Below are 23,366 nucleotides of genomic sequence, written 5' to 3' on the forward strand. Positions count from 1 at the left end.
CCTCTCGAATGACCGACAACGCGCGCCCTTTCACGCGTTCGCGGCATGACCGCATGATCGCCGGCGTGATGGGCGGCATTGCCCGTCGCTTCGGCTGGAGCTCCACGCTGTTGCGGATCCTGTTCGTGGTGGTGTCGATCCTGTCGGCGGCTTTCCCGGGCATCATCGTGTACCTGATCCTGTGGCTGTTGATGCCCGAGGAACAGGACTGAGACCCCGGCGTCCGCCGATCCTGCGAGCCCTTGGCCTCGCCGTGGGAATGGCGTGGACCCTGCCCAATACCCTCGTTGGCCTGCTCAGTGGACTCGCGGCGTTGCCATTCGGTGCGCGAATGGGCGTGCGCGCCGAGTGCCTGGCGATCGTGTTCCAGCGTTACCCTTGGGGTCCGGGCGGCGCGCTGACACTGGGCAACGTGGTCCTGCACACCGGTAACAGCCTGGATGTCCGGTGCCTGACGTACGCGCATCGCGCGGGTCTTTGCGAGGCACCGCCCGTGCGCATCCTCGACCACGAGCACGCCCACGTGCTGCAGTACATGGTGCTGGGCCCGCTGTTCCTGCCGGTGTACATGCTGTGCGGCGGCGTCAGCGTGCGTAACCGCTTCGAGCGGGCGGCGGACCGGTACGCCGCCACCGGAAGCGGCTGGTGGCCGTGGCCGTGCCCGGCCTGAGACCGCTTGCTAGCATTCGGGGCTCTGTCCGGACAGAGGACCACCTAAGTGGGCTCCATGATCGATCTCTACCAGGTGGATGCCTTCGCCGAGCGCGTCTTCGAAGGCAATCCGGCCGCGGTCTGTCCCCTGCGCGAGTGGTTGCCGGATACGCTGTTGCAGGCAATCGCGGCGGAGAACAACCTGTCGGAAACGGCGTTCGTCGTGCGCGAAGGCACGCGTTATCGCCTGCGCTGGTTCACGCCCAGCGTGGAGGTGGACCTGTGCGGACACGCCACCCTGGCGGCCGCTTGGGTGATCGCGCACCGGCTGGGCGACGACGCCTCCATGCTGCGCTTCGATACCCGCAGCGGCGAGTTGCGCGTGCGGGTGGAAGGCGAGCGGCTGGTGATGGATTTCCCGGCGCATCCTCCACGCCCCTGCGAGCCGCCGGCCGGCCTGATGGAGGCACTCGGACTGGAGGTCGCGGAGGAGGTCCTGGCCGCCGATGATTTCGTGGTCGTGGTGGAGGACGAAGCAAAGGTGGAAGCCCTGGTGCCCGACTTCTCCGCACTCCGTGGGCTGCCGCGACGCGGGGTGGCGGTCACGGCCCCGGGGCGCGGGCATGACTTCGTCTCGCGCTGGTTCGGACCGAACGTCGGGGTGGACGAGGACCCCGTGACGGGCTCGGCCCATACCGCGCTGGCGCCGTACTGGAGCGCGCGTCTGGGGGATCGATGGTTGCACGCCCGGCAGGGCGGACGGCGGCGGGGAACGCTGGCGTGCCGGGTGGATGGGGCACGCGTCCTGCTGGCCGGTTCTGTCGTGCCTTATCTGGAAGGGCGCATCCAGGTCTGACCTTCACGGCCCGTGGGATTCGAGCACCTGGAGCGTGTCGCCGGTCGGCGTGCCGTCGGGGTCGAAGCGCCGTTCGAAGAAGGTGATCGCGGCGGCCTCTACCAGCACGACCGTACTGCAGCGCGTGCCGTAGACCGGGTCCAGCACGAAGGCAGGGGACAGGCGGCGTTCGAGCGCCAGGCCCACGCCGGTGTCCGGCAAGCGTGCGTCGGGTGCCGGGGCGGTGTCGGCGAGCGCCTCGAGCAGCGGCGACAGGGAGGCGGCATCGTCCGCGGCACGGGTCCGGGACGGCGCGCTGTCCAGCCACCGTTCCAGGGCAAGGGATGCATGCCCGCTCTTCGGCCACGGTGCATCGAAGGCACCGTTCGACATGGCGTGCAGGCCGGGAGTGACGGACCGGCTCTGGAATGACGGGTGGTTGCTTGCGAAGGCGAGGCTCCGGCCGTCCCAGGCGAGCTGGTTGAAGCGGCCGTAGTCCGGGGCAAGGCGGGCCAGGTCCCGTACCCACGCGTCGGCCGTCGCCGTCCCGGAAACGAAGGCGCTCACCAGGTCGCCACGCGAGCGCGGGGCGGGATCCACCTGGAGGCCCGCGCGGACGTTGGTCACCGCGGAAAAGCGCCGCCTCGAAGAGGCGAGCAGCCAGCTCCCGCCCTGCACCCGGTCGCGTCCGCCAAAGACGTCCGGGTGCTCGGGGTCGAACCCGGCGGCGGACGCGGGGCGGGCATGCCGTTCGTCGCGGTTCGCGATCAGGGCAAGGTCGTATCGGGGGTGGGCCAACCAGGCCAGGGCGATCAGGCACATCCGTGCATGGTAGGCAATTGCCTCAGGGCGTGGGTCCATCTGCATGCAACAGGGCATCCAGCCGCGCGGCGCGGTCCTCGGCCGGCTGGCGTGCCAGTTCGGCCGTGCGCGCGTGGAAGCAGGGCCAGTCGCCATTGCAGCCGGTGAACAACGCGGCAAAGGCGGGCACCCAGCGGTCGTACAGGCCGAAGGGCACCAGCTTGGCGTTGGTGATCGGTGCTTCAACCCAGGCGTCGAAGCGCGCGTCGTCGTGCCATGCGCCTTGCCGTTGCAGGCGGTACCACGCGCGGAAGCGCTCGATGGCCTGTTCGCGTGCGGCGCGCATCGCGTCCGCCGCGACCGGTTGGCGGTAGGCCTCGTCGAGGGTGTCGCGCAGCTGCAGTACCCGCACGGTGAAGGCCCGTTCGCGCGCGGCGGGGCCCGGGTCGGGTGGGGCCTGGCCGGCCTGTGCGCGCCATTCGCGCAGCCCTTCCTGCTCGACGAAGCGGGCCAATGACTCGTTGAAGGCGGTGTCGTCGCGCACGTACAGCTGCTGATGCTGCAATTCATGGAACAGCACGCCGACCGGATCATCGTGATCACGGCCCAGCATCGTGCTGAGGATCGGGTCGTCGAACCAGCCCAGGGTGGAGTAGGCCGCCGTGCCGCCCACCCAGGTCTGGTAGCCGCGGGCCTGCAGGCGTTCGGCCTCGCGGCGTGCTTTGGCGGGATCGAAATAACCGCGATACGGCACGCAGCCGGCCACCGGGAAGCACCAGGTGACCGGAGCCACCGAGAACTCCGGTGCGGCGAACACGTTCCAGGTCACGCTGTCGCGCGCCAGCGCGACGTACGAGGTGTAACTGCCGTTGTCGGGAAGCGCGAGGCGGGTCGACGCGAAGCGTCGTGCCTGCGCGAGTTCCGTGAGCGTGTCCCGCAACGGCGCCGGGGTGGCCGGGTCCTCGATCACCTCGACCAGCGGCGTGCGCGCCCGCATCAGCGACCACTGGCCGTGGCCGACATGCCCGTAATACGCCAGCGACCGGCATCCCGCGAGAAGCGGCAGCGTGGCGATCAGCAGCAGCGTACGCAACGCCACGTCGGCTGCGAAAGGGAAGGGACGTGCAGGCATGGCTGCAGGATACCGGCCCCGCGCCGACGAACGGCGCCCGTTCATTCACCCCTGCGTAACCCGCGCGGCCTAGGCCGGGACTACGCTCGTCCGTACCGGGTGCGTGTGCCGCCGGATACGTCCACACCGACACAAATCCGCGCCACCCATCCGGCCAAGGGAGCCCGGCCGCCCAGTCCCGGATAACTGGACGACCGGGCTTTCTCCTGTCCGCGGATCCGGCACGCGGGCCCGCGCTCCGACCCCTGCACCGTGCCGTTGCGACCGGCTATACTGCGCGGCCGCGCCGGAGTGGCGGAATTGGTAGACGCAGCGGATTCAAAATCCGCCGGCCTTAAAACCTTGTGGGTTCGAGTCCCACCTCCGGTACCAGCGCAGCAAGGCTCGGCTCCCGGCCGGGCCTTTCCTGTTCTCGCAGGCAGTTTCTGGCAGGCGATTGCTGGCAGGCCGTCTCTGGCAGGCCGTGTGCGAACCTGGCCCGCCCGCGCGGCGGGATCGGTGACAGGCGGGATTCAGCGGCATGAAAGCGCCCCTCACCGCGGCTTCGCATGGCGTGAAGGGCACCTGTGCGACGGTCCTCCCATGACCCCGCCCGGCGAGGCGCCGCACGTCCGCGGCCCGCGCCCCCCAGGAGGACGCGATGAAGCACCGCCATGTATTCCTTGCCCCTGACCTTCAACAGGCATACGCGGCCATCGATGCGATGCGCCAGGGCGGGGTGGCCGACGACGACATCTCGCTGGTCGCGCGGTCGGATATCGAGATCGACCGGATTCCCAACCGCCGCAAGGAGGCCGATACCGACTTCATGCCTGCTGCCCTGCGCGGCGTGCTGTTCGGCGGCCTGCTCGGCGCGGTCGTGGGCACGGTCGCGATCTTCCTCGCGCCTGCCCATTTCAACTGGGCCGGGGTCGCCGTGATGGCGATATGCGGTGCCCTCGTGGGCGCCTGGGCGTCGTCGCTGGTCGGTTCGGCGTTGCCGGACCCGGTGCGACGTCAGTTCAAGCGGGAGATCGAGGCCGGTCGCATCCTGCTCGTCCTCGATGCGGAGGATGCGCTCGAACGGCAGGTCGAACAACGCCTGGAAGCGAGCGGCGTCACCCCGCTGGGCCGGGTGGAGATGCAGGCGGGCGGCTGACACCACGCTCGATCTGCAGATGCCATCGGATGCGCCCGTCGGGCAGGCGCGTGGCGGACGCATGGGTGGCATGCGGAGGGAGGTCGCCGGGGCGTTCACCCCGCACGAGGGCCGACAGCAGGGTGCCCGGGTCGTACTCGAAGCTGACGTTGCGTTGCTCGATCGCACCGGGCATCGCCTGGCCGGCCTGTTCCAGTTCCAGCACGGTGCATTCGTAGGCGAGGATGTCGGGCAGGTAGCGCATCCGCAGGCGCCGTCGCTTCAGGTAGTCGCAGAAATCCAGCGCTTCCGGGAGGAAGGAAAAGCTGGACGGGGGCCGTTCGATCCAGAAGCGCGACAGCTCGCGCGACAGCCGGCGGGCGCCCAGCAGCTGGCAGGTCATCGGCAGCAGCGCCCGCAGTTTGCCCAGGCGGAAGCCCTTGTGGAGGGTCCGGTTGATGTCGAGCCCGGGGTCGTCGGCGAGGCGCCGCAGGCGGCGATGCTCGCGTTCGGTCAGTTCGATCCGGGGCGGGAACGGCTTCTGTGCGCGCACGCCATCGCGGAACGCCGGTTCCGCGATCATCCGGAACAGCAGCGACTGGAAGGCCTGCTGGCTCACGAGCCGACCCTGCGCAGGGGGAGCTCGGGGTCGTCCTCGCCGAGCGCGCGGTGCCAGAGGGCCTGGAGGCGCCGCAGGTCTTTCTGGATGCGCTCCAGGCCGACTTCGTCCACCCACGATCCGAAGATCTCGAACGTCACGCCCCCGATGTTGCGGCAGCGCGGCAGCGTCCACTCCAGCAGCGCCCAGACCGGGTCCGGGATCGCGTCGGAATGCGCGTCCAGGTAGAAGCCATCCAGTTCCATGCCGCCTGCGACGTGGATTTCCCCGACGTTCTGCAGGTCGAGCGCGCGCAGCAGGTCGAAGGGGTCGAACGCGTGGTTGCGCGCGTTGGTGTAGAGGTTGTGCAGGTCGAGCAGCAGCCCGCAACCGCTCTGGGCGCACAGGCGGTTCAGGAACGTTGCCTCGTCCATTTCGGCGTCGGGGATGTCGAAGTAGTAGGTGTTGTTTTCCAGCAGGAACGGCGCAGGTATCCGGTGAATCACCTCGCGTACGCGGGGGACGACCAGCGCGAGGGTGTCGCGGTCGCGTGGCAGCGGCAGGGTGATGCCGGCATTGGCCCGATGGCCCTGGTGCTCGACCAGGTGGAAGGCGAGGTGGTCGCTGTGCCACGGGAAGCGGAAGTGCTGCCACCAGCGGTGGACCTGTGCCAGGTGATCCCGCTCGAACCCGTCCGCGCTGCCGATCGACAGGCCGATGCCATGGGCTACGAGGGGCCGTTGGCGCTGGAAAGCGTCCAGCATCGCGCGCCCTTCGGCGTCGTCCAGGTGCCGCGGGTCGTGGCCTGGGCCGCGATCCGTCCAGAAGATGTCCGGCACGATCTCCATGTAGTCCAGGGGCGCGCCGGGCGATTCGAACACCGGACGAAGCGGGGCCTGGTAAGCCAGGCCCACGCCCAGGCGCGGAAGTGGAAGCATGCCGGACATCCCCGTGGTTCCGGGTCAGCGCATGCCCTTCATCACCAGGTCTTCGATGATGAAACGGTCCAGTCCGGACAGGCAGGGCCTGCATCCGCGTATGCCGGGAAGCTCGGGGACCGTGAGGGTTTCCTTCAGCAGCCCGACGAGGTCGTCGAATGGCATGTCGGGCGTGACCGAGAGACGGACTTCGGAAAGCGCGGCCCGGCTCTTGCCGGTGGGCCGGATGGCCTTGACCGCGCGCGTGGTGCGGGAGGGGGTTGCCATGGGGGGATCTCCTTGTTTCATGACAAGCGGGCCTGGCGGGATTCCATGACCGACATCCAGGCCAAGGGTGCTCGGTCCATGCACCGTCCTTGCAGGCGGGATTACCGTCCTTGATGCGCCCCCTGCACCCCTGTCAACGCGCCTGTGCATGCAAACAGGACAGGCCCGCGGATGAACGGGAGCCCTGAAAAAAAAGGGTTTCGTGGCCGATCGTGGCCATGTTCGGGGCGCGGGATGACACGCGCCTGACAGTGTTGCGGCTGAACGGGCGGCAGGCGTGCCGCGGGAGAGGGCGCTCAGTGCGCCTCGTCGGTCTCCAGCGGTTTGGCGAGACGGGCGTACCACTCATCGTGCTCCGGCACGAACATCGAGCAGCATTCCATCGGCGCCTTGTAGATGTGCAGCGACACGGCGACCTCGTCCGCGCTGGCATTGCGGATGGTGTGGTACTCGTGCGGGGGGATCAGGCTGCCGGCACTGCCAGGCCCCGCCTGCATGCCGCCGGCGGCACGGAACCTGAAGCGGTCGCCGTCGTGTTCCAGCAGTTCGTACTGGGTGATTTCAAGTTCACCGTCCCATACGCCCTCCACGCACCACAGGCCGCTGTGGTCGTGCACCGGCGTGCCCTGGCCCGGTCCCCAGGTCATGGCGACGACGCTGTAGCCAAGGGTGGGGCTGCGGTAGAGCTCGCGGCGAGCGTAATGGTCGTCCACCGGCGCATAGACGCAGTCGGGGAGGGCGACGTCGCGGTCGCGGATCATCCGGCAGAGGGTGCTGCGCAGGGCCTGGGTGATGGCGTGCTCGTTGCCCGCGCCCACGGCGGCATCGATGGCGGAGACCAGCTTGTCGTGGCCGGGAAAGTCGATATCGGGCGTGAGGCGGTCAGCGTGCATCGTTCCATTCTACCCGCGCGCGCCGCGGCACACAGCCCGTGCCCCGTTCAGCCGTCGAGCTGCGCGGGTGGCCCGAGGCGCGCCAGGAAGCCGCCCACGGCCGGTCCGAAGCGCTCGATGTCGACCAGGAACGCATCGTGGCCCTGCGGCGAGGGCAGCGGCAGGAAGTCGGCATCGCAGCCACCCGCCCGCAGGCCTTCGGCGATCTCCTCCTGCTGCTGGAGCGGGAAGAGGATGTCGGTGTGCACGCCGATCGACAGCGCCTGCCCGAGGCCGGCCCCGGCGATCGCCGCGAGTGCGCCGCGGACGTCGCTGTCGTGGTTGCCGCAGCGCGTGGTGCAATGCTCGCCGAGGTCGAACCAGTCCATGGAGCGGCTCAGGTACATGTAGCTGTTGGGATCGAACTGGCGCACGAACCGGCGTGCATGGGCTTCCAGGTAGCTCTCGACTTCGAACTCCAGGCCGAAGGGTTCGTCCTCGACGCGGTCCGAGTCCAGGCGGACGCGGCCGAAACGGCCGTCCCACTCAAGCGCGGAGCGGTAGGTGATGACGCCCAGCTTGCGCGCCATGCGCATGCCGGACTCGGGGTAATGCGCGTCATCGTAACGGCCTTCGTTCCAGGCCGGGTCAAGTCGGATCGATTCGCGCTGCAGCGAGCGGATCGCGATCGAGAACGGCAGCGCACGCGCGGCGCCCGAGATGTTGATATGCGACCGGGCGATGCCCGGGCGCGCCGCCAGCAGGGCCAGCGCGACCATGCCCCCCATCGAATTGCCGATCACGCAGGCCAGGCGCTCGATGCCCAGCGACGCCACCACGTGGGCGGCGGCCACGGCGCCGTCTTCCACCGACAGCGCGGGGAAGTCGAGGCCATAGGGATGGCCGGTAGCCGGGTGGGTCGATGCGGGGCCGGTGGAACCCTTGCAACTGCCCAGCGCATTGACGCAGACGACGAACCAGCGGTCGGTGTCGATCGGCTTGCCCGGGCCGAGCATGGCCTCCCACCAGCCCGGTTCCGGGTTGCCGGCGTTCGCCGCGGCGTGCGCGTTGGGCGACAGACCGGTGAGGATCAGGACGGCGTTGCCGTGGTCGGCATCGAGCGTGCCCCAGGTCTCGTAGGCCATGCGCGCGCCGTCCAGCGCGCCGCCGCGTTTCATCGGAAAGGGCGACGGCAGGTCGACGTATCGGGTGCCGGGCGGGATGAACTCGGTCATGGGCGGAGGCGGGTTCCGGGTCACGCGGGTCGGGCTCCAGTGTGCCTGTCCAGGGAGCGCATTGTCGCCGCGAGGCCGGGCGCGGGGAAATGACGGCGCGGGAGGGCGCCAGAACCGGGCGTCATGGCCCGGTCCCGGTCAGCGCACGATCAAGGCACGGCCTGGTCGATCAGCAGGGCCGCCTTGGCGCCATCGCCCAGATCCACCTGCACGGGGCTCGAGGCGAGGTCGCCCGGCGCGGGGGTGGCGTTGCCACTGCGCGAGATGCGCGCGACCAGCTCCACCCGTTCCAGTTGCGACAGCTTCATCGTCGGCATCGGGCTGTCGCCGTCCCCCAGCGTGACTGTCGTCGGCAGTTGCGAGGCCGGCAGGCGCTTCACCGCGACGGGCATGGGTGGGCCGCCCGGCTGGCGGGCGATCACGAACAGTGTGGCATTGCCCGGCACGTCGGCCCCGACCGCGGGGTCCAGCGAGACGGACACGGTGATGCCCGGCGGCGGCGCCCCCGCGTCGTCCGCGAGCGGAGGCAGGCCGGCCTCCTGCCGCGCCAGCGCGATCTGCTCGCGCAGGGGCCGGGCCGTGGACGCGTCGACGGCGCCGAGCAGCGGTGCCCAGGTCTCGGCGGCGGCCCGCGCATCACCGGCCTGGCGACGCGCAATGCCCAGGAACCAGCGTGCGCGCTGGTGCATCGGCTGCAGTTCGACCGCGCGCTCCAGCATGCTGACCGCGGCCCCGTCGAAGCGGCGCTCGGGATCGGCCATCGCCCGGGCCTCGGCCGCTTCGGCGAGCAGGTCCGGATCGTCGGGCGACTGGCTGAGTGCCTTGGCGAAGGCCTGCCCGGCCTTCCCGGTGTTGCCCTGGGTCAGGTAGGCATTCGCCAGCAGGCGCCAGCCCTCCGGCTGTGCCGGATCCTCGGCCAGTTTCGCCTCGAGCTGCGCGATCGCGTCGTCCAGCGTGGCGGGCATCTCGTTGCGGCGTGCGGACGGATCCAGCGCGGCAGGCGTTCCCAGGACGAAGTAAAGGCTGCCGGTGAGCACCAGCAGGGCGGCGACCAGGGCCAGGCCCGTTGCACGCGACTGCCGCCACAGGGGGCTGAGGACCCATGCCAGGGACAGCACCGCCAGCACGACGGCGGCCAGGACGAAGAGGCTTGCCTGGGTCGTCATCACCACTCCTGCTCGTCATCGAGCGGCACCGGGTCGCGGCCCGCGTGGCGGCGGACCGCCCACAGCACGCCGAGGCCGCCCAGCACCAGCACCAGGGCCGGGCCGAACCAGAGCAGCCAGGTCCGGGAGGCGACCTCGGGGCGGTAGAGGACGAACTCGCCGTAGCGCTCCACCAGGTACGCCTTCACTTCCGCGTCGCTGCGGCCCTCACGCATCAGCGCGAGCACTTCGCGCCGCAGGTCGACCGCGATCTGCGCGTTGGAATCCGCCAGCGACTGGTTCTGGCACATCACGCAGCGCAGTTCGACGACGAGCGCGTGGAAACGCTGCTCCTCGGCGGCGTCGTTGAACGCGAGCGGGGTCGGGTCGGCCACCTGCGCCGATGCCACCCGGGCGACGGGCAACACCAGCACGAGGCCCAGCAGCACGGCGAGCAGCGGGCGCATCAGCGGGGCTCCGCCGGTGCGATGCCGAGCGCGTCCAGCAGCGGGACCAGCTCGGTGTCGACGGTCGCCTGGTCCACCGCGCCCACGTGCTTCCAGCGGACGATGCCGTCCGCGTCGACGAGGAAGGTCTCGGGCGCGCCGTAGATGCCCCAGTCCAGCGCGGCGGTGCTGTCGTGGTCGACCAGCACGACCCAGTAGGGGTTGCCGAACTGCTCCAGCCAGCGCATCGCGTCGGCGTGCTCGTCCTTCCAGTTGTAGCCGATGACATGCACGCGGCGGGTCTCGGCGAAGCGGGTCAGGACCGGATGTTCGACCCGGCACTCCGGGCACCAGCTGCCCCACACGTTGAGCAGGTAGGGCGTGCCCTTCAGCTCCTCGGAGGACATCAAACGGCCGGGCTCGTGCAGTACGGGCAGCTCGAAGGTCGGCGCCGGCTTGCCGATCAGCGGCGAGGGCAGGGCTTCGCGATCGGGATTGCGGGCCAGCCACAGGCCCGCGGCCAGCAACAGGCCCAGCAGCCCGACGACGGCCAGTGGCAGCCAGCGCATGACGGAACCGGTTCGCGGGGCATCGCTCATGCGGCGTTCTCCAGTTGGCGGGCCGAGGGCGCGATGCGGAAGCGACGGTCGCAGGCGGTGACGAAGCCGCCCAGCATCATCAGCAGTGCGCCGGCCCAGATCCAGCGGACAAAGGGCTTCACGTGCACGCGCAGCGCCCAGGCGCCGCCGCCCAGCGGCTCGCCGAGTGCGACATACAGGTCACGCGTGATGCCGCGATCGATCGCCGACTCGGTCATCACCTGGCCGCCACTGGCATAGGCGCGCTTCTCCGGGTGCAGGACGGCGATGCGTTGCTCGCCCTCGAACACCGTCACGCTGCCGCGGTCGGCTTCGTAATTCGGGCCGGGGTGGTGCACGACCTCGTCGAGACGGAAGCGGTAGCCGCCGAGTTCCACGGATTCACCGGGCGATACCGCGACTTCACGTTGCTGGGCCATGCCCTCGGTCAGCAGTGCGCCGACCAGGAACACCGCAATGCCGAAGTGCGCCAGCGCCATGCCTGCCATCTCGGGCGTCAGGCGGCCGCTGGCCTTGAGCCGCAGCCACACGAAGCGCAGCGTGCCCGCGCCGACCCAGGCCGCGCCCGCAACGCCCGCCGCGACTTTCCACGGCCCTTGCGGCGCCATGAAAAAGGCCGCCACGCCGGCCAGCAGCGCGAGGCCCAGCCACGGCGCCAGCAGCGCCACCGGGCGGCTCACCTGCTCGCGCTGCCAGCGGGTGACCGGCCCGAACGGCACCAGCGCGACCAGCGGTGCCATCAGCACGATGAACATCAACGCGAAGTAGGGCGGGCCAACCGAGATCTTGCCCAGTTCCAGCGCGTCGGCCAGCAGCGGGTACAGCGTGCCGAGCAGGACCATGGCGCAGGCGGTCGTGAGCAGCAGGTTGTTGACCAGTAGCAGGGTCTCGCGCGAATTCGCGGCGAAGGGTTTGCCGTCGACGGTGCGGCCCTCGACCTGCGTGCCCGGCGCGCGCAGCGCATAGAGCAGCAGCGAACCGCCGATCACCAGGCCGAGGAAGACCAGGATGAAGACGCCGCGCGCCGGGTCGGCGGCGAAGGAGTGCACGCTGGTGAGCACGCCCGAGCGCACCAGGAAGGCGCCCAGCAGCGACAGCGAGAAGGTCGCGATGGCCAGCAGCAGCGTCCAGCTGCGGAAGCTGCCGCGCTTCTCCGTGACCGCCTGCGAATGGATCAGTGCCGCGCCGGCCAGCCACGGCATGAAGCTGGCGTTCTCGACCGGGTCCCAGAACCACCAGCCGCCCCAGCCCAGCTCGTAGTAGGCCCACCAGCTGCCCAGCGCGATGCCCAGGGTCAGGAACGCCCAGGCGATGTTCGTCCATGGCCGCGTCCAGCGCAGCCAGCGGGCGTCGACGCGGCCGTCCAGCAGGGCCGCGACCGAGAAGGCGAACGACACCGCGAAGCCCACGTAGCCCATGTAGAGCATCGGGGGATGGATCGCCATGCCCGGGTCCTGCAGCAGCGGGTTCAGGTCGCGGCCCTCGAGCGGCGCCGGCAGCACGCGCTCGAATGGGTTGCTGGTGAACACCAGGAACGCCAGGAAGCCGGTTGCGACGATGCCGAGCACGCCGAGTACGCGCGCCAGCACGGTGTCCGGCAGGCGCTTGGAGAACAGCGCCACCGCGGCCGTCCACACGGCAATGACCAGCACCCACAGCAGTAGCGAACCTTCGTGCGAGCCCCACACCGCGGTGATCCGGTAGCCCAGCGGCAGCAGGGTGTTGCTGTGCAGCGCCACGTACTCGACCGAAAAATCCTGCACGACGAAGGCGTGGGTCAGGATCGCGTAGGCGATGCCGACCAGGACCAGCTGCGCGTACGCCGCGGGGCGGGCGACCGCCATCCAGGCCGGCATTCCGCGCTGGGCGCCCAGCAGGGGCAATGTGCCCTGCAGGACGGCGACCAGCAGGGCAAGGATGAGGGCGACCTGGCCGAGTTCGGGCAGCACTACGGCGTATCCGTGGCCGGGGCGGCGCCGGCGTCCACGTCATGCTTCTGGTGCGCCTGGCCCATCTTGTCGGCGACTTCCTTCGGCATGTAGTTCTCGTCGTGCTTGGCGAGGATCTCCTCGGCCACGAACCGGTCGCCCTGCATGCGGCCGGTGGCGACCACGGCCTGGTTCTCGCGGAACAGGTCGGGGAGGATCCCGGTGTAGCTGACCGGCAGTTCGGCATCGCCGTCGGTGACCCGGAAGGTCGCCTCGAGCGAGCCTTCGGCACGGTGGAAGGAGTCCTTGGCGACCATGCCGCCCAGGCGGAAGCGCGTCTCGCCCGACGCGACCGCGGCCCCGGCCGCACCACTGATGACTTCGTTCGGGGTGTACAGGTAGGCCATGTTGCGCTGGAGCGCCATGGCGACGAGCACGGCGGCGATGCCGGCGGCGGCGACCAGGGCCAGCACCCACAACAGGCGGCGACGACGGACGGGATTCATGCGGTCAGGCTCAACGGGTCAATTCTTCGGGGGGCGTGGCGGCGTCGCGCTTGGCAAGCGCGGCTTCGCGCGCGACGCGCTGGCGGGCACGCTGCCGCTCGCGGCGGACCTGCAGGTGGGGCGACAGCCAGTCCCACAGCATCACCGCGACGAACACGGCATAGGCGCCGATCACGTAGCCCTGGTAGCTCATCGGGGCACCTCGGCGGTGGTCCAGGCCTTGCCGGCCTCGCGGTGCAGGTTGTCGGCACGGGCGCGGACCAGCAGCGATCCGGCGAACCAGAACTTGGTGCCGATGACGACCCACCACAGCGGCCACATCATGCTGGCGTCCATGCTGGATTCGCCGAACAGGCGGATGGTCTGGCCCTGGTGCAGCGAGTTCCACCACACCACGGAATAGCGGATCACCGGGAGCAGGACCACGCCGACGATCGCCAGCAGGCCGGCGGCGCGGGCGGCGGCGCGGCGGTCGTCGATGGCGTGGTACAGGCCGATCACGCCGAGGTACATGAACAGCAGCACCAGCTCGGTGGTCAGGCGCGGGTCCCAGTCCCACCAGGTGCCCCACATCGGCTTGCCCCAGATCGACCCGGTGGAGAGGGTGATGACGGTGAAGCCGGCGCCGATCGGCGCGCAGGCCATCGCCAGGATCTCGCACAGCTTGATGCGCCAGATCAGGGCAATCGCCGCATAGAACGCCATCGCACCGAACACGGCCAGGCTCATCCAGGCCGCCGGGACATGGATGTACAGGATGCGGAAGCTGTCGCCCTGCTGGTAGTCGGCGGGCACCTGGAACAGGGCGCCGTACAGGCCCACTGCGATCAGCAGCAGGCCGATCCCATGGCCCCAGGGGGCCCAGCGCGCCGCGAACCGGTCGAAGTAGGGCGGCGAGCCCAGTTTGTGGAACCACAGGACGATTGGATTCATGCGCTCTTTCAGCCTGCCGTCCACCGGGACGGCGGGTATCAGTTCAGGGCGATGCGGATCGCCGCGGCGGCCGCGACCGGTGCCAGCACCAGGGCCAGCAACAGGCCGGCCCCCATCCACAGCAACGCACCGGTGGATTCCAGTCCCTGGGCCGATGCCGCGACACTGCCCGCGCCGAACACCAGGACCGGGACGTACAGGGGCAATGCCAGCAGGGCCACGAGTATACCGGAGCGCCTCATGCCGACGGTGAGCGCCGCCACAACCGCGCCGATCAGGCTGAGGGTCGGCGTGCCGAGTGCCAACGAGGCCATCAGGACCGGCAACTGCGCGTGGGGCAGCCGCAGCATTTCCGCCAGCAGCGGGGCGGCCAGCAGCAGGGGCAGCGCGGTGGTCGTCCAGTGCATCAGGGTGCGGACGCCGACCAGCCACGCCAGCGGTACCGGTGCCAGCATCCACTGTTCCAGCGAGCCGTCCTCGGCATCGCCGCGGAACAGGCTGTCGAGCGATAACTGGCCGGCCAGCAGCACGGCCAGCCACAACACCGCCGGCGCGACCCGCGCGAGGATGTCCGGCTCATTGCCCAGCGCGAGCGCGAACAGCACCACCACGAGCAGGGCGAACAGCGCCGGCTGGAGGGCATCTCCCCGGCGGCGCCAGACCAGCCTCAGGTCGCGCAGCACCAGGCTGCGGGCGGTGCCGGCAAGGGACGGGCGGGCACTCAATGGGGCCTCCGCAGTTCCAGAAGCTGGGTGCGCACCGGCGGTGCGGCGTAGGCGCCATGGGTGGTCACCAGGGTCGCGCCCCCGTCGGCCAGGTGGGCCTTGACCATGCGGTTGACGAGTTCGATGCCCTGCAGGTCCAGGTTGGCGTAGGGCTCGTCCATCAGCCACAGCGGCGCGGGTGACAGCCACAGCCGCGCCAGCGACAGGCGTTTCTTCTGCCCCGCCGACAGCTGGCGGGCGAGGGCGTCCTCGTAGCCGGCCAGCCCGACCACCTCGAGCGCGGCTTCGATCGACTGGTTCGGCCGGCGGCCCTGCAGCCCGCACAGGTATTCCAGGTTCTCGACCACGCTGAGGTCGGCCTTGGCCCCCGGGAGATGGCCGAGGTAGGCGGTTGTTTCCGCGCGCAGCAGCGCTTCGGCGGGCCGGCCGTCGAAGGCCACGGTGCCCGCGTCGGCGCGCAGCAGGCCGGCGAGGACGCGCAGCAGGGTCGTCTTGCCGGCCCCGTTGGCCCCCTGCACCAGCAAGGCTTCGCCGCGACCGACCTCGAAATCGAGGGGGCCGAACACCGGTACGTCGTTGCGCAGGAAACGCAGGCCCTGGACGTACATCAGGGGCGCAGGGCGGGCATCGGGGCTCATCGGTCGATCGCGTGGCCCGGGTGGGCGGTGCCGAGGTGCCGGCATTCTACCGGAGCGCGCAGGGGCACCCCGGGTGTCAGTCCTCGCCCGGCCAGTGCCGGCCACAGTCCCAGTCGACGCAGGGGAGATCGGGCGCGCCGTCGGGCGCGGCCACGCTCATCCTCAGGCGCACCGGCTCGCCATGCTCCCAGAACAGGACGCCGGCCTGCCCGAACTCGACGGCCAGCGTGTCCAACACGTCGCGGTCGATGCCGGCGGCCAGCCAGCCTTCCTCGATCCACTGGCCGCTGGCGTCCGACGACGTCGCCGGATGCAGTTCGAGGTCGAAGGATTCGAGGCGTGCGCGAAGGCGGGCCGACGCCTCGGCATTGGCGGTGCCGGGTACCGGGCGCGACGCTGGGTTCCACGCGGTGATGTAGCCGTAGCTGCGGTTCGCGCAGTAGGCCTCGAGGTCGACGGCGGGCGCGCCGACCTCCAGCGCGATCGCGTCGCCGTCCACGCGCACGACATAGCGCGCCGCCACGAAGGCGGCGGCGAGCTCGGCGGCGTCGACGACCTGGAATTCCTGCATGTGGGGACAGTGTCCGCCGGACCGCGTCCGCTGGCAATGGACTTCGGCGCCATCCGCGGCCCGCGTACACTTCCAGACCTGCCCGAAGGATGCCGTGTTCGTGATGACGCCGGAAACCAAGCTGCCCAAGGTGGGCACCACCATCTTCACCGTAATGTCCCAGCTGGCCGTCGAGCACCAGGCGGTGAACCTCGGCCAGGGCTTCCCCGACTTCGCGGTGCCGCCGCGGCTGGTGGAGGCGCTGGACAAGGCGATGCGCGATGGCCTCAACCAGTACGCGCCCGCGCACGGCCTGCCGGCGCTGCGGATGGCGATCGCCGACAAGACCGCGCGCTGCTATGGCCACCGTCCGGATCCCGACGCGGAGATCACGGTGACGTCCGGTGCCAGCGAGGCCATTTTCGACGCCATCCATGCGGTCGTGCGCCCCGGCGACGAAGTCGTCGTGCTCGACCCCTGCTACGACTGCTACGAGCCGGCGATCGACCTGGCCGGCGGCGTCGCCGTGCATGTCCCGCTCGATCCGGCGACCTTCGCCATCGACTGGGATGCGGTGGCTGCGGCATTCACCCCGCGCACGCGCCTGCTGATGGTCAATACGCCGCACAACCCGTCCGGCGCGATGTTCGACGCGACCGACATCGAGCGCCTGACCGCATTGCTTGAGGGCACCGGTGTGCTGCTGCTGTCCGACGAGGTCTACGAGCACATCGTGTTCGACGGCGCACGCCACGAGTCGATCCTGCGCCACGCCGCGCTGCGCGAGCGCGCCTTCGTCGTGTCGAGTTTCGGCAAGACCTACCACTGCACCGGCTGGAAGGTCGGCTATTGCGTGGCGCCGCCGGCGCTGACCGCCGAGTTCCGCAAGGTGCACCAGTACAACACCTTCTGCACGTTCACCCCGGCGCAGGCCGCGTTCGCCGAGATGATCCAGGCCGAGCCCGGGCACTACGAGACGCTGGGTGCGTTCTACGAGGTGAAGCGCGACCGCTTCCGCGAGCAGCTGCTCACGACGAAGCTCAAGCCCCTGCCGGTGCCGGGCGGCTACTTCCAGCTGGTGGACTACAGCGCGGTCAGCGACCTCGACGATGCCGCGTTCTGCCGCTGGCTGACGGAGGAGAAAGGCGTGGCAGCGATCCCGCTGTCGCCGTTCTACGCCGTGCCGCCGCCGGGCCAGCGCCTGGCGCGCCTGTGTTTCGCCAAGAACGCGGCCACGCTGGACGAGGCGATCACGCGCCTGCAGCGACTCTGAGGAAGGAACGGCAATGGACAACCTGCGCATCTCGCTCGTCCAGGGCGACACCCGCTGGCACGACCCGGAAGCGAACCGCGCCTACTACGGCGAACTGATCGCCTCGCTGCACGACATCACCGACCTGCTGATGTTGCCGGAGACCTTCACCAGCGGTTTCTCCAACGATGCGATCGACCGCGCCGAAGGCATGGACGGGCCGACCGTGGCCTGGATGCGCGAGCAGTCGGCGCGCATCGGCGCCGCGGTCACCGGCAGCGTGCAGCTGCGCGTGGACGGACAGGTGTTCAACCGGATGCTGTTCGTGACGCCGGACGGCGGGGTGCGCCACTACGACAAGCGCCATCTGTTCCGCTACGCGAACGAGCACGAGCGCTATGCCGCGGGCCGGGACCGGTTGACGGTGGAGTGGAAGGGCTGGCGGATCTGCCCGATGGTCTGCTACGACCTGCGCTTCCCGGTGTTCGCGCGCAACCGGTTCGACGTGGAGCGCCCCGGCGCGCTGGACTACGACCTGCTGCTGTTCGTCGCCAACTGGCCGGCGGCGCGTGCGTACCCGTGGAAGACGCTGTTGCGCGCGCGTGCGATCGAGAATCTCTGTTACGTGGCGGGGCTCAACCGGGTCGGCACCGATGGCAACGGGATCGACTATTCCGGCGACAGTGCGGTGATCGACTTCCTCGGTCACCCGGTCAGTGAGTGCACGGACGAGGAAGTGGTGGTGACGACGACGCTGCAGGCCAGCCAGTTGGCCGCCCATCGTGAGCGCTTCCCCGCAATGCTCGACGGCGACCGGTTCGAGCTGCGCTGACGGGCGAGCGGGCGTCGCAGGCGAGGGCGTCCACTTGACCCACTTTTCTCGGGCACTTTGACCGGCCTGGGGCAGGTGCTCGGGGTAAGCCGGCGGCCCTGGGTGTCGCGTGACACGCCGTAAACCCGTCCATGGGGGCTCGGGCGCGGCATCCATGCCGCGCACGGTCACGCGACACCCAGAGCCACCAACTTCTGGACGGCAAACGGGCCACTGGAAACCAGAAGCAGGCAAAGCCCAGACCTTCAAAATAGCGAAAGGCGTCGCCCCCCGGCATGGGGGGTTGCGCAGAGCAGACCATGGGTGAACCAAGGCCCTTTGCGCGGCACTGCCGCGCGGCCTTGGAGAACGCCCGGCGCGTTGCGCCGGGCCGGACCGCGGAGCGGGTCTGCGACCCGACTTAAGGACAGGACGTCTTCAGGAGGGCGGAGCAACCCCCCATGCCGGGGGGCGGCGACTCCGTCCGAAGCTCGCGTAGTCGCTCCAAGTTCGCGAGAGGGTTCTGGGTCGAGCTGAGCCGCGACGCCGCGGTCCTGTCGCCTTCGATCCCTCACGCACGGGCCCAGCGACCTGCGACGAGTCGCCCGATCGGCGCCCGCGCGGGGCTTGGTGTGTCCGCGCGCGGGCCCGCGCGGCCTGTCCGCGGACCGCCGTGGTCCGGCAGTGGCCCAGCCGGGTCCACCCGCGAGGCCGATGGGGTCCGCCCGAGGGCCGGCGCGGTGCGCGGCTGCGCCGGGCGGGCCCTCCGGAGGGCCGGCATGGCCCCTGCGCGAACCGTCCGGGGTCCTCTGGAGGGCCCTGATGCCCCACCGGAGGGCCTCAGACCCGACTGCACGCACCCGTGACGCCTCGGCCGGGCACCCTGCGGGCCGGCCTCGGCCACCGCCGCGGTCGCCGGCGCGTCCGCTTCTTCCGCGTGGGACGGGCTCAACGCAGGCCGGCAACGCGCTTGTGGAAATAGACCTGCTCCGCCGCCCAGCGCAGGGGCGGCGTGCCGATGAGCAGGTCGAAGGGCCAGTCGAACTGCAGGCGGTCGTAGGCCCAGCGCAGGGCGCGTTTGGTACGGAAACGCGGGGCGGCCTCGATCGCCATGCGTTCGGGTGACGGCCCCCCGTGGCGCAGGTGCGCGGCAATCGCCTGGCCCACGGCCCAGCCGTGCTCCCACGCGGAATGGATGCCGCCCGCCGTCACCGGCGAGACGATCCCCGCGGCATCGCCGGTCAGGATCGCGCCATCGCGTGCCAGCGGTGACACCGGGCCGCTGCAGGGAATCAGCCCGGCGCGCGTGGTGCCCGGCTTCAGCAGGCGCGGCAGGCCGGCGGCAGCGCCCACCCGAAGCAGGAAGGCGTCGATGTCGGGCACCCGCACCCGCGACGGATCGTGACGCAGGGCGAGGCCGGCCTGGATGCCGGTGGGGCTCTGCGCGATCCAGCCGATGTAGCCGGGCGCATGCCGCTTGCTGAGGAAGCAGTGCAGGGCGTCGGGATGCGCGAGGCAGGCGCCCGGGAACTCGTACTCCACGCCATAGAGGAACTGCTCCACGGTGCCCAGGCCGGTGGCCCGGGCAACACGCGAGCGCGCGCCGTCGGCGCCCACCAGGTGGCGCGTCGTCCCCAGTCCATCGACGTGCCAGCCGCCGTCGCGCTTGCCGGCGCCGGTGAAGGTCTGGCCCAGGCGCAGGTCGACGCCGTTCTCGACCAGCCGGTCGGCGAGCCAGCGCATGACCTCGGGGGTATCGGTGGTCTGGAAGTAATAGCCCGGCGCCGCCAGCGCGACCTGCTTGAGGCTGGGCGCATACAGGCGCACCTCGTCGACGCGGCGGACGAGGGCGGGTGGCAACTGGCCCAGCAAGGTCTGCTCCGCCGCCTCCTTCACGATGATGCCGGTGGTGTGCAGCTTGTCGCCCGGATCGGGCTTGCGCTCGAGCACGACGACGCGCAGCCCCGACTGGGCGGCCGCCAGCGCGCAGGCGCTGCCGGCGAAGCTGGCACCGACGACGACGAGGTCATGGTCGGTGCCGTGGGACGTTGGCATGGCGGCACTCCGGGACAGGGTCCCCCATCGTGCGAGGCCGCTGCGAAGCGCGTGCGGCCGCGGGGTGAAGCCGGTGCGAAGTCGGCGTGCCCCCGCGGCCACGCGCCGTCAGCCATCGCGTCCCAGCTGGCGCTCGCGACCATGCCAGAGCCGATAGAGCGCCGGCAGCACCAGCAAGGTCAGCAGCGTCGACGAGGCGATGCCGCCGATCACCACCGTCGCCAGCGGCCGTTGCACCTCGGCGCCGGTGCCGACGTTCAGAGCCATCGGGACGAAGCCCAGGGACGCGACCAGGGCGGTCATCAGCACCGGCCGCAGGCGGCCCAGCGCACCCTCGACGATGGCCCGCTCGAGCGGCTCGCCATCGGCGCGGCGCTGACGGATGAAGGCGATCATGACGAGTCCATTGAGGACCGCCACGCCGGAGAGGGCGATGAAGCCGACACCGGCCGAGATCGACAGCGGGATGCCACGCATCGCCAGTGCCGCGACCCCGCCGGTCAGCGCGAGGGGCACGCCACTGAAGACGATGGCCGCGTCGCGGACCGACCCCAGGGCGGAGAAGAGCAGGCCGAAGATCAGCAACAGGGTCAGCGGCACGACCCAGGCCAGGCGGCGGCTCGCCGACACGAGCTGCTCGAAGGTGCCGCCGAAATCGACCCAGTAGCCCACGGGCAGGTCCACCTCGCCATCGATGCGCGTGCGCAGCTCCTCGACGAACCCGCCCAGGTCGCGTCCCCGCACATTGGCGGTCACCACGATGCGGCGCTTGCCGTCCTCGCGGTTCACCTGCGCCGGCCCATCGACGACGTCGATGCGGGCGACCTCCCGCAAGGGCACGGTATGCGGCGCACCCGTGGGCCACTGCGCGTCCAGCCCGGCCTCGTCCAGGCTCGGGTCGTCGGGCAGGGGAATCGGCAGGTCGGCCAGTGCATCGGGGTCGTCCCGCAGCGCCTCGGGCAGGCGCACGACGATGTCGAAGCGGCGGTCGCCCTCGAACAGCTGGCTGGCCACTGTGCCGCCAATCGCGGTCGCGACGGCCTGCTGCACCGCACCGGGGTTGAGCCCGACGCGGGCGAGTGCCGTGCGGTCGGGCGTCACCGTGAGCATGGGCAGGCCATCGGCCTGTTCGAGCTGGACGTCCGCGGCGCCGGGCACGCCGCGGGCCAGCGTGGCGATCCGCGTGCCGTGTTCCAGCAGCACCTCGAGGTCGTCGCCGAACAGCTTGATCGCGACTTCCGCGCGAACCCCGGAGATCAGCTCGTTCATGCGCATGCGCATCGGCTGGGTGAACTCGTAGTTGTTGCCCGGCAGGGGCGCGACCGCCGCCTCGACCTCCTCCAGCAGCCGTGCGGTGGGTTTGCGCGGGTCCGGCCAGGCGTCGCGGGGCTTCAGCATCACATAGCTGTCGGCCACCGACGGGGGCATGGGATCGGACGCGGCCTCGGCGGTCCCCACCTTGCTGAAGACATGCGCGACTTCCGGGAGGCCGAGCAGCACCGTTTCCAGCCGCGCCTGCATCGCCACCGATTGCGCCAGGCCCGTGCCGGGGATGCGCAGGGCCTGCAGGGCGATGTCGCCTTCGTCGAGCTCGGGGATGAACTCGCGCCCCATCCGTCCGGCCATGACGCCGCTTGCCACGACCACCAGCAGCGCCCCCAGCGCGACGGCGATGCGATGCCGCAGGGCGAAGGCCAGTGCCGGCGCATAGGCCCGGCGCGCGAGGCGCATCAGCCGGTTGTCGTGCGTGCGCGGTCCGGTGGCGTCCGGGGCGGGGCGGTCCCGCCCCAGCCACAGCGCGATGCAGGCGGGTACGAAGGTGAGCGACAGCAGCATGGCGCCGGTCAGTGCCAGCAGCACGGTGATCGCCATCGGATGGAACATCTTTCCCTCGATGCCCTCCAGCGCGAAGATCGGCACGTAGACCAGCGCGATGATCGCCATGCCGAACAGGCTGGGCCGGATGACTTCGGCGGTCGCGCGTGCGGTCAGGTCCAGGCGCTCGTCCTTGCCGAGCGCGCGGCCCAGGGCGACGCGGGCATCGTCGAAGCGGCGTAGGCAGTTCTCGATGATGATGACCGCGCCGTCGACGATCAGGCCGAAGTCGAGCGCGCCCAGGCTCATCAGGTTGCCGGACACGCCGCCACGCACCATGCCGGTCACCGTGAACAGCATCGACAGCGGGATCACCGCGGCGGTGATCAGGGCCGCGCGCACGTTGCCCAGCAGCAGGAACAGCACCACCACCACGAGCAGGGCGCCTTCCGCGAGGTTCCCGGAGACGGTGGCGATGGTGCGGTCGACGAGGACGGTGCGGTCGTACGCCGGCGTGGCGACGATGCCGGCGGGCAGGCTGCGCGCGACCTCCTCGAGCGCGTCCGCCGCGGCGCGGGCGACCTCGCCACTGTTGGCGCCCACCCGCATCAGCACCGTGCCGACCACCGCCTCGTGTCCGTCGCGCGTGGCGGCGCCATTGCGCAGTCCCCGGCCTTCCGCGACCCGGGCGACGTCGCGGATCCGCACCGGCACGCCGCCCCGCCGGACCAGCACGATCGCGCCGATTTCCTCCAGCGCGCTGGCATCGCCGGCACCGACCTGGCCCGGTGCGCGCACCAGCAGCTGCTGGCCATTGCGCTCGATGAAGCCAGCGCCCAGGTTGGTGTTGTTGGCCGCGACGGCCGCGACCAGGTCCTGCATGTCGAGGTCGAACGCGACCAGCCGGGCGGGGTCCGGCGTGACATGGATCTCGCGCGGGTGGCCGCCGATGGTGTCGACCTCGGTCACGCCGGGGACGTTGCGCAGGCGCGGGCGGATCACCCAGTCCTGCAGGGTGCGCAGGTCGGTCGGGGTCCACGGCGTGCCGTCGGGACGCAGTGCACCGGGTTCGGCGTCGACGGTGTACATGAAGATCTCGCCCAGGCCCGTGGCCATGGGCCCCAGGGTGGGTTGCAGACCGCCGGGCAGGTCGCCGGCCACCTGCTGGAGGCGCTCGTTCACCTGCTGGCGGGCGAAATAGAGGTCGGTGCCGTCCTCGAACACCACCGTCACCTGCGAGAGTCCGTAGCGCGACAGTGACCGCGTGTGGGCGAGCGCCGGCAGGCCGGCCAGTGCCGTCTCCACCGGGAAGGTCACCCGTTGCTCGACCTCCAGCGGCGTGTACCCGGGCGCCGCCGTGTTGACCTGGACCTGCACGTTGGTGATGTCGGGCGTGGCATCGATCGGCAGGCGGCCCAGGCTCCAGGCGCCGATCGCGACCAGCAGGGCCGTGGCCGCCAGGACCGCCCATCGGTGGGCGATGGCGAAATGGATGATCCGTTCAAGCATGGCGGGGC

The 23,366-nt window shown here is 70.6% G+C and carries 25 protein-coding genes and 1 tRNA gene; 7 read left to right on the forward strand and 19 right to left on the reverse strand.

The genetic code is table 11. From position 1 onward, the window contains the following. Window positions 1–8 precede the first annotated feature (8 nt). From H4F99_RS03390 to H4F99_RS03400, 3 genes are read left to right on the forward strand one after another with little or no spacing between them, the layout of a single operon-like run. A complete protein-coding gene (locus H4F99_RS03390) occupies window positions 9–212 on the forward strand; it encodes a PspC domain-containing protein (RefSeq protein ID WP_182668314.1) in 204 nt (67 codons plus the stop codon). Between the two features lie 47 nt (window positions 213–259). Further along, window positions 260–670, forward strand: coding sequence for a hypothetical protein (locus H4F99_RS03395; RefSeq protein ID WP_182668315.1), 411 nt, complete (start codon window positions 260–262; stop codon window positions 668–670). A gap of 57 nt (window positions 671–727) precedes the next feature. Then, window positions 728–1,507: a PhzF family phenazine biosynthesis protein gene (locus H4F99_RS03400; protein ID WP_182668478.1), complete on the forward strand. Its 780-nt coding sequence runs from the start codon at window positions 728–730 to the stop codon at window positions 1,505–1,507. Window positions 1,508–1,510: 3 nt separating this feature from the next. Here H4F99_RS03400 and H4F99_RS03405 read toward each other — a convergent pair whose 3' ends face one another. Next, complete coding sequence (locus H4F99_RS03405) at window positions 1,511–2,347, reverse strand: NRDE family protein (RefSeq protein WP_220481015.1); 837 nt, start codon at window positions 2,345–2,347, stop codon at window positions 1,511–1,513. Further along, window positions 2,331–3,419, reverse strand: a complete 1,089-nt coding sequence (locus tag H4F99_RS03410) for an aminopeptidase (protein WP_182668316.1) — start codon at window positions 3,417–3,419, stop codon at window positions 2,331–2,333. The genes H4F99_RS03405 and H4F99_RS03410 overlap by 17 nt, the downstream gene beginning before the upstream one ends. 285 nt (window positions 3,420–3,704) lie before the next feature. On the opposite strand from H4F99_RS03410, the gene H4F99_RS03415 reads away from it, so the two are divergent. Together H4F99_RS03415 and H4F99_RS03420 are read left to right on the forward strand one after the other, a co-directional pair. Next, window positions 3,705–3,791 (forward strand) — tRNA-Leu (locus H4F99_RS03415). A 268-nt stretch (window positions 3,792–4,059) separates the two neighbouring features. Continuing rightward, window positions 4,060–4,557 (forward strand): DUF1269 domain-containing protein, encoded by a 498-nt coding sequence (locus H4F99_RS03420; RefSeq protein ID WP_182668317.1) that lies wholly within the window; start codon window positions 4,060–4,062, stop codon window positions 4,555–4,557. Here H4F99_RS03420 and H4F99_RS03425 read toward each other — a convergent pair. The 15 genes from H4F99_RS03425 to H4F99_RS03495 all read right to left on the reverse strand — a co-directional run bounded on the left by H4F99_RS03425 (window position 4,517) and on the right by H4F99_RS03495 (window position 15,937). Further along, window positions 4,517–5,155 (reverse strand): hypothetical protein, encoded by a 639-nt coding sequence (locus H4F99_RS03425; RefSeq protein ID WP_182668318.1) that lies wholly within the window; start codon window positions 5,153–5,155, stop codon window positions 4,517–4,519. The two genes, H4F99_RS03420 and H4F99_RS03425, sit on opposite strands and share 41 nt — an antisense overlap. Beyond that, window positions 5,152–6,072, reverse strand: coding sequence for an MbnB/TglH/ChrH family RiPP precursor modification enzyme (locus H4F99_RS03430; RefSeq protein ID WP_182668319.1), 921 nt, complete (start codon window positions 6,070–6,072; stop codon window positions 5,152–5,154). Before H4F99_RS03430 ends, H4F99_RS03425 begins: the two co-directional genes overlap by 4 nt. Window positions 6,073–6,096: 24 nt before the next feature. Then, window positions 6,097–6,339 carry a hypothetical protein gene (locus tag H4F99_RS03435; protein ID WP_182668320.1) on the reverse strand — a complete coding sequence of 81 codons (243 nt, stop codon included), beginning with the start codon at window positions 6,337–6,339 and terminating at the stop codon, window positions 6,097–6,099. Window positions 6,340–6,635: 296 nt separating this feature from the next. After that, window positions 6,636–7,232, reverse strand: coding sequence for a cysteine dioxygenase family protein (locus H4F99_RS03440; protein WP_182668321.1), 597 nt, complete (start codon window positions 7,230–7,232; stop codon window positions 6,636–6,638). Between the two features lie 47 nt (window positions 7,233–7,279). Beyond that, window positions 7,280–8,446 (reverse strand): homoserine O-acetyltransferase MetX, encoded by a 1,167-nt coding sequence (metX, locus tag H4F99_RS03445; RefSeq protein WP_182668322.1) that lies wholly within the window; start codon window positions 8,444–8,446, stop codon window positions 7,280–7,282. 149 nt (window positions 8,447–8,595) lie between these two features. Beyond that, window positions 8,596–9,612, reverse strand: coding sequence for a tetratricopeptide repeat protein (locus H4F99_RS03450; protein WP_182668323.1), 1,017 nt, complete (start codon window positions 9,610–9,612; stop codon window positions 8,596–8,598). After that, complete coding sequence (locus tag H4F99_RS03455) at window positions 9,612–10,058, reverse strand: cytochrome c-type biogenesis protein (RefSeq protein WP_182668324.1); 447 nt, start codon at window positions 10,056–10,058, stop codon at window positions 9,612–9,614. The genes H4F99_RS03450 and H4F99_RS03455 overlap by 1 nt, the downstream gene beginning before the upstream one ends. After that, window positions 10,058–10,636: a DsbE family thiol:disulfide interchange protein gene (locus tag H4F99_RS03460; RefSeq protein ID WP_182668325.1), complete on the reverse strand. Its 579-nt coding sequence runs from the start codon at window positions 10,634–10,636 to the stop codon at window positions 10,058–10,060. Before H4F99_RS03460 ends, H4F99_RS03455 begins: the two co-directional genes overlap by 1 nt. After that, entirely contained in the window at window positions 10,633–12,585 is a 1,953-nt protein-coding gene (locus H4F99_RS03465; protein WP_182668326.1) for a heme lyase CcmF/NrfE family subunit, read from the reverse strand. Before H4F99_RS03465 ends, H4F99_RS03460 begins: the two co-directional genes overlap by 4 nt. Then, window positions 12,585–13,070, reverse strand: coding sequence for a cytochrome c maturation protein CcmE (ccmE, locus tag H4F99_RS03470; RefSeq protein WP_182668327.1), 486 nt, complete (start codon window positions 13,068–13,070; stop codon window positions 12,585–12,587). The genes H4F99_RS03465 and ccmE overlap by 1 nt, the downstream gene beginning before the upstream one ends. 10 nt (window positions 13,071–13,080) lie before the next feature. Further along, window positions 13,081–13,263 (reverse strand): heme exporter protein CcmD, encoded by a 183-nt coding sequence (ccmD, locus tag H4F99_RS03475; protein WP_182668328.1) that lies wholly within the window; start codon window positions 13,261–13,263, stop codon window positions 13,081–13,083. Next, window positions 13,260–14,003, reverse strand: coding sequence for a heme ABC transporter permease CcmC (gene ccmC / locus H4F99_RS03480; protein ID WP_182668329.1), 744 nt, complete (start codon window positions 14,001–14,003; stop codon window positions 13,260–13,262). The genes ccmD and ccmC overlap by 4 nt, the downstream gene beginning before the upstream one ends. Window positions 14,004–14,041: 38 nt before the next feature. Further along, window positions 14,042–14,728, reverse strand: a complete 687-nt coding sequence (gene ccmB, locus H4F99_RS03485) for a heme exporter protein CcmB (RefSeq protein ID WP_182668330.1) — start codon at window positions 14,726–14,728, stop codon at window positions 14,042–14,044. Beyond that, complete coding sequence (gene ccmA, locus H4F99_RS03490) at window positions 14,725–15,366, reverse strand: heme ABC exporter ATP-binding protein CcmA (RefSeq protein ID WP_182668331.1); 642 nt, start codon at window positions 15,364–15,366, stop codon at window positions 14,725–14,727. Before ccmA ends, ccmB begins: the two co-directional genes overlap by 4 nt. A gap of 76 nt (window positions 15,367–15,442) precedes the next feature. Further along, window positions 15,443–15,937 carry a DUF3293 domain-containing protein gene (locus H4F99_RS03495; RefSeq protein ID WP_182668332.1) on the reverse strand — a complete coding sequence of 165 codons (495 nt, stop codon included), beginning with the start codon at window positions 15,935–15,937 and terminating at the stop codon, window positions 15,443–15,445. A gap of 103 nt (window positions 15,938–16,040) precedes the next feature. On the opposite strand from H4F99_RS03495, the gene H4F99_RS03500 reads away from it, so the two are divergent. Both H4F99_RS03500 and H4F99_RS03505 read left to right on the forward strand, forming a co-directional pair. Further along, entirely contained in the window at window positions 16,041–17,189 is a 1,149-nt protein-coding gene (locus H4F99_RS03500; protein ID WP_182668333.1) for a pyridoxal phosphate-dependent aminotransferase, read from the forward strand. A 13-nt stretch (window positions 17,190–17,202) separates the two neighbouring features. After that, the gene (locus tag H4F99_RS03505) at window positions 17,203–18,000 is read left to right on the forward strand and encodes an amidohydrolase (RefSeq protein ID WP_182668334.1); all 798 of its coding nucleotides are present in this window, start codon (window positions 17,203–17,205) and stop codon (window positions 17,998–18,000) included. A gap of 927 nt (window positions 18,001–18,927) precedes the next feature. On the opposite strand, the gene H4F99_RS03510 is transcribed toward H4F99_RS03505, so the two are convergent. Next, on the reverse strand, window positions 18,928–20,034 hold the full coding sequence (locus H4F99_RS03510) for an NAD(P)/FAD-dependent oxidoreductase (protein ID WP_182668335.1): 1,107 nt from the start codon (window positions 20,032–20,034) through the stop codon (window positions 18,928–18,930). 108 nt (window positions 20,035–20,142) lie between these two features. Continuing rightward, on the reverse strand, window positions 20,143–23,358 hold the full coding sequence (locus tag H4F99_RS03515) for an efflux RND transporter permease subunit (protein WP_182668336.1): 3,216 nt from the start codon (window positions 23,356–23,358) through the stop codon (window positions 20,143–20,145). Window positions 23,359–23,366: the final 8 nt, after the last annotated feature.

This window comes from Marilutibacter penaei (assembly GCF_014145395.1).
Taxonomy (GTDB): domain Bacteria; phylum Pseudomonadota; class Gammaproteobacteria; order Xanthomonadales; family Xanthomonadaceae; genus Marilutibacter; species Marilutibacter penaei.

Excerpts from the sequence above, each read along its gene's own strand:
- H4F99_RS03390 (WP_182668314.1), top strand. The coding sequence starts at position 9 with ATGACCGACAACGCGCGCCCTTTCACGCGTTCGCGGCATGACCGCATG.
- H4F99_RS03395 (WP_182668315.1), top strand. The coding sequence starts at position 260 with ATGGCGTGGACCCTGCCCAATACCCTCGTTGGCCTGCTCAGTGGACTC.
- H4F99_RS03400 (WP_182668478.1), top strand. The coding sequence starts at position 728 with ATGATCGATCTCTACCAGGTGGATGCCTTCGCCGAGCGCGTCTTCGAA.
- H4F99_RS03405 (WP_220481015.1), bottom strand. The coding sequence starts at position 2,347 with ATGGACCCACGCCCTGAGGCAATTGCCTACCATGCACGGATGTGCCTG.
- H4F99_RS03410 (WP_182668316.1), bottom strand. The coding sequence starts at position 3,419 with ATGCCTGCACGTCCCTTCCCTTTCGCAGCCGACGTGGCGTTGCGTACG.
- H4F99_RS03420 (WP_182668317.1), top strand. The coding sequence starts at position 4,060 with ATGAAGCACCGCCATGTATTCCTTGCCCCTGACCTTCAACAGGCATAC.
- H4F99_RS03430 (WP_182668319.1), bottom strand. The coding sequence starts at position 6,072 with ATGCTTCCACTTCCGCGCCTGGGCGTGGGCCTGGCTTACCAGGCCCCG.
- H4F99_RS03435 (WP_182668320.1), bottom strand. The coding sequence starts at position 6,339 with ATGGCAACCCCCTCCCGCACCACGCGCGCGGTCAAGGCCATCCGGCCC.
- H4F99_RS03440 (WP_182668321.1), bottom strand. The coding sequence starts at position 7,232 with ATGCACGCTGACCGCCTCACGCCCGATATCGACTTTCCCGGCCACGAC.
- metX (WP_182668322.1), bottom strand. The coding sequence starts at position 8,446 with ATGACCGAGTTCATCCCGCCCGGCACCCGATACGTCGACCTGCCGTCG.
- H4F99_RS03450 (WP_182668323.1), bottom strand. The coding sequence starts at position 9,612 with ATGACGACCCAGGCAAGCCTCTTCGTCCTGGCCGCCGTCGTGCTGGCG.
- H4F99_RS03455 (WP_182668324.1), bottom strand. The coding sequence starts at position 10,058 with ATGCGCCCGCTGCTCGCCGTGCTGCTGGGCCTCGTGCTGGTGTTGCCC.
- H4F99_RS03460 (WP_182668325.1), bottom strand. The coding sequence starts at position 10,636 with ATGAGCGATGCCCCGCGAACCGGTTCCGTCATGCGCTGGCTGCCACTG.
- ccmE (WP_182668327.1), bottom strand. The coding sequence starts at position 13,070 with ATGAATCCCGTCCGTCGTCGCCGCCTGTTGTGGGTGCTGGCCCTGGTC.
- ccmD (WP_182668328.1), bottom strand. The coding sequence starts at position 13,263 with ATGAGCTACCAGGGCTACGTGATCGGCGCCTATGCCGTGTTCGTCGCG.
- ccmC (WP_182668329.1), bottom strand. The coding sequence starts at position 14,003 with ATGAATCCAATCGTCCTGTGGTTCCACAAACTGGGCTCGCCGCCCTAC.
- ccmA (WP_182668331.1), bottom strand. The coding sequence starts at position 15,366 with ATGAGCCCCGATGCCCGCCCTGCGCCCCTGATGTACGTCCAGGGCCTG.
- H4F99_RS03495 (WP_182668332.1), bottom strand. The coding sequence starts at position 15,937 with ATGCAGGAATTCCAGGTCGTCGACGCCGCCGAGCTCGCCGCCGCCTTC.
- H4F99_RS03500 (WP_182668333.1), top strand. The coding sequence starts at position 16,041 with ATGACGCCGGAAACCAAGCTGCCCAAGGTGGGCACCACCATCTTCACC.
- H4F99_RS03505 (WP_182668334.1), top strand. The coding sequence starts at position 17,203 with ATGGACAACCTGCGCATCTCGCTCGTCCAGGGCGACACCCGCTGGCAC.
- H4F99_RS03510 (WP_182668335.1), bottom strand. The coding sequence starts at position 20,034 with ATGCCAACGTCCCACGGCACCGACCATGACCTCGTCGTCGTCGGTGCC.
- H4F99_RS03515 (WP_182668336.1), bottom strand. The coding sequence starts at position 23,358 with ATGCTTGAACGGATCATCCATTTCGCCATCGCCCACCGATGGGCGGTC.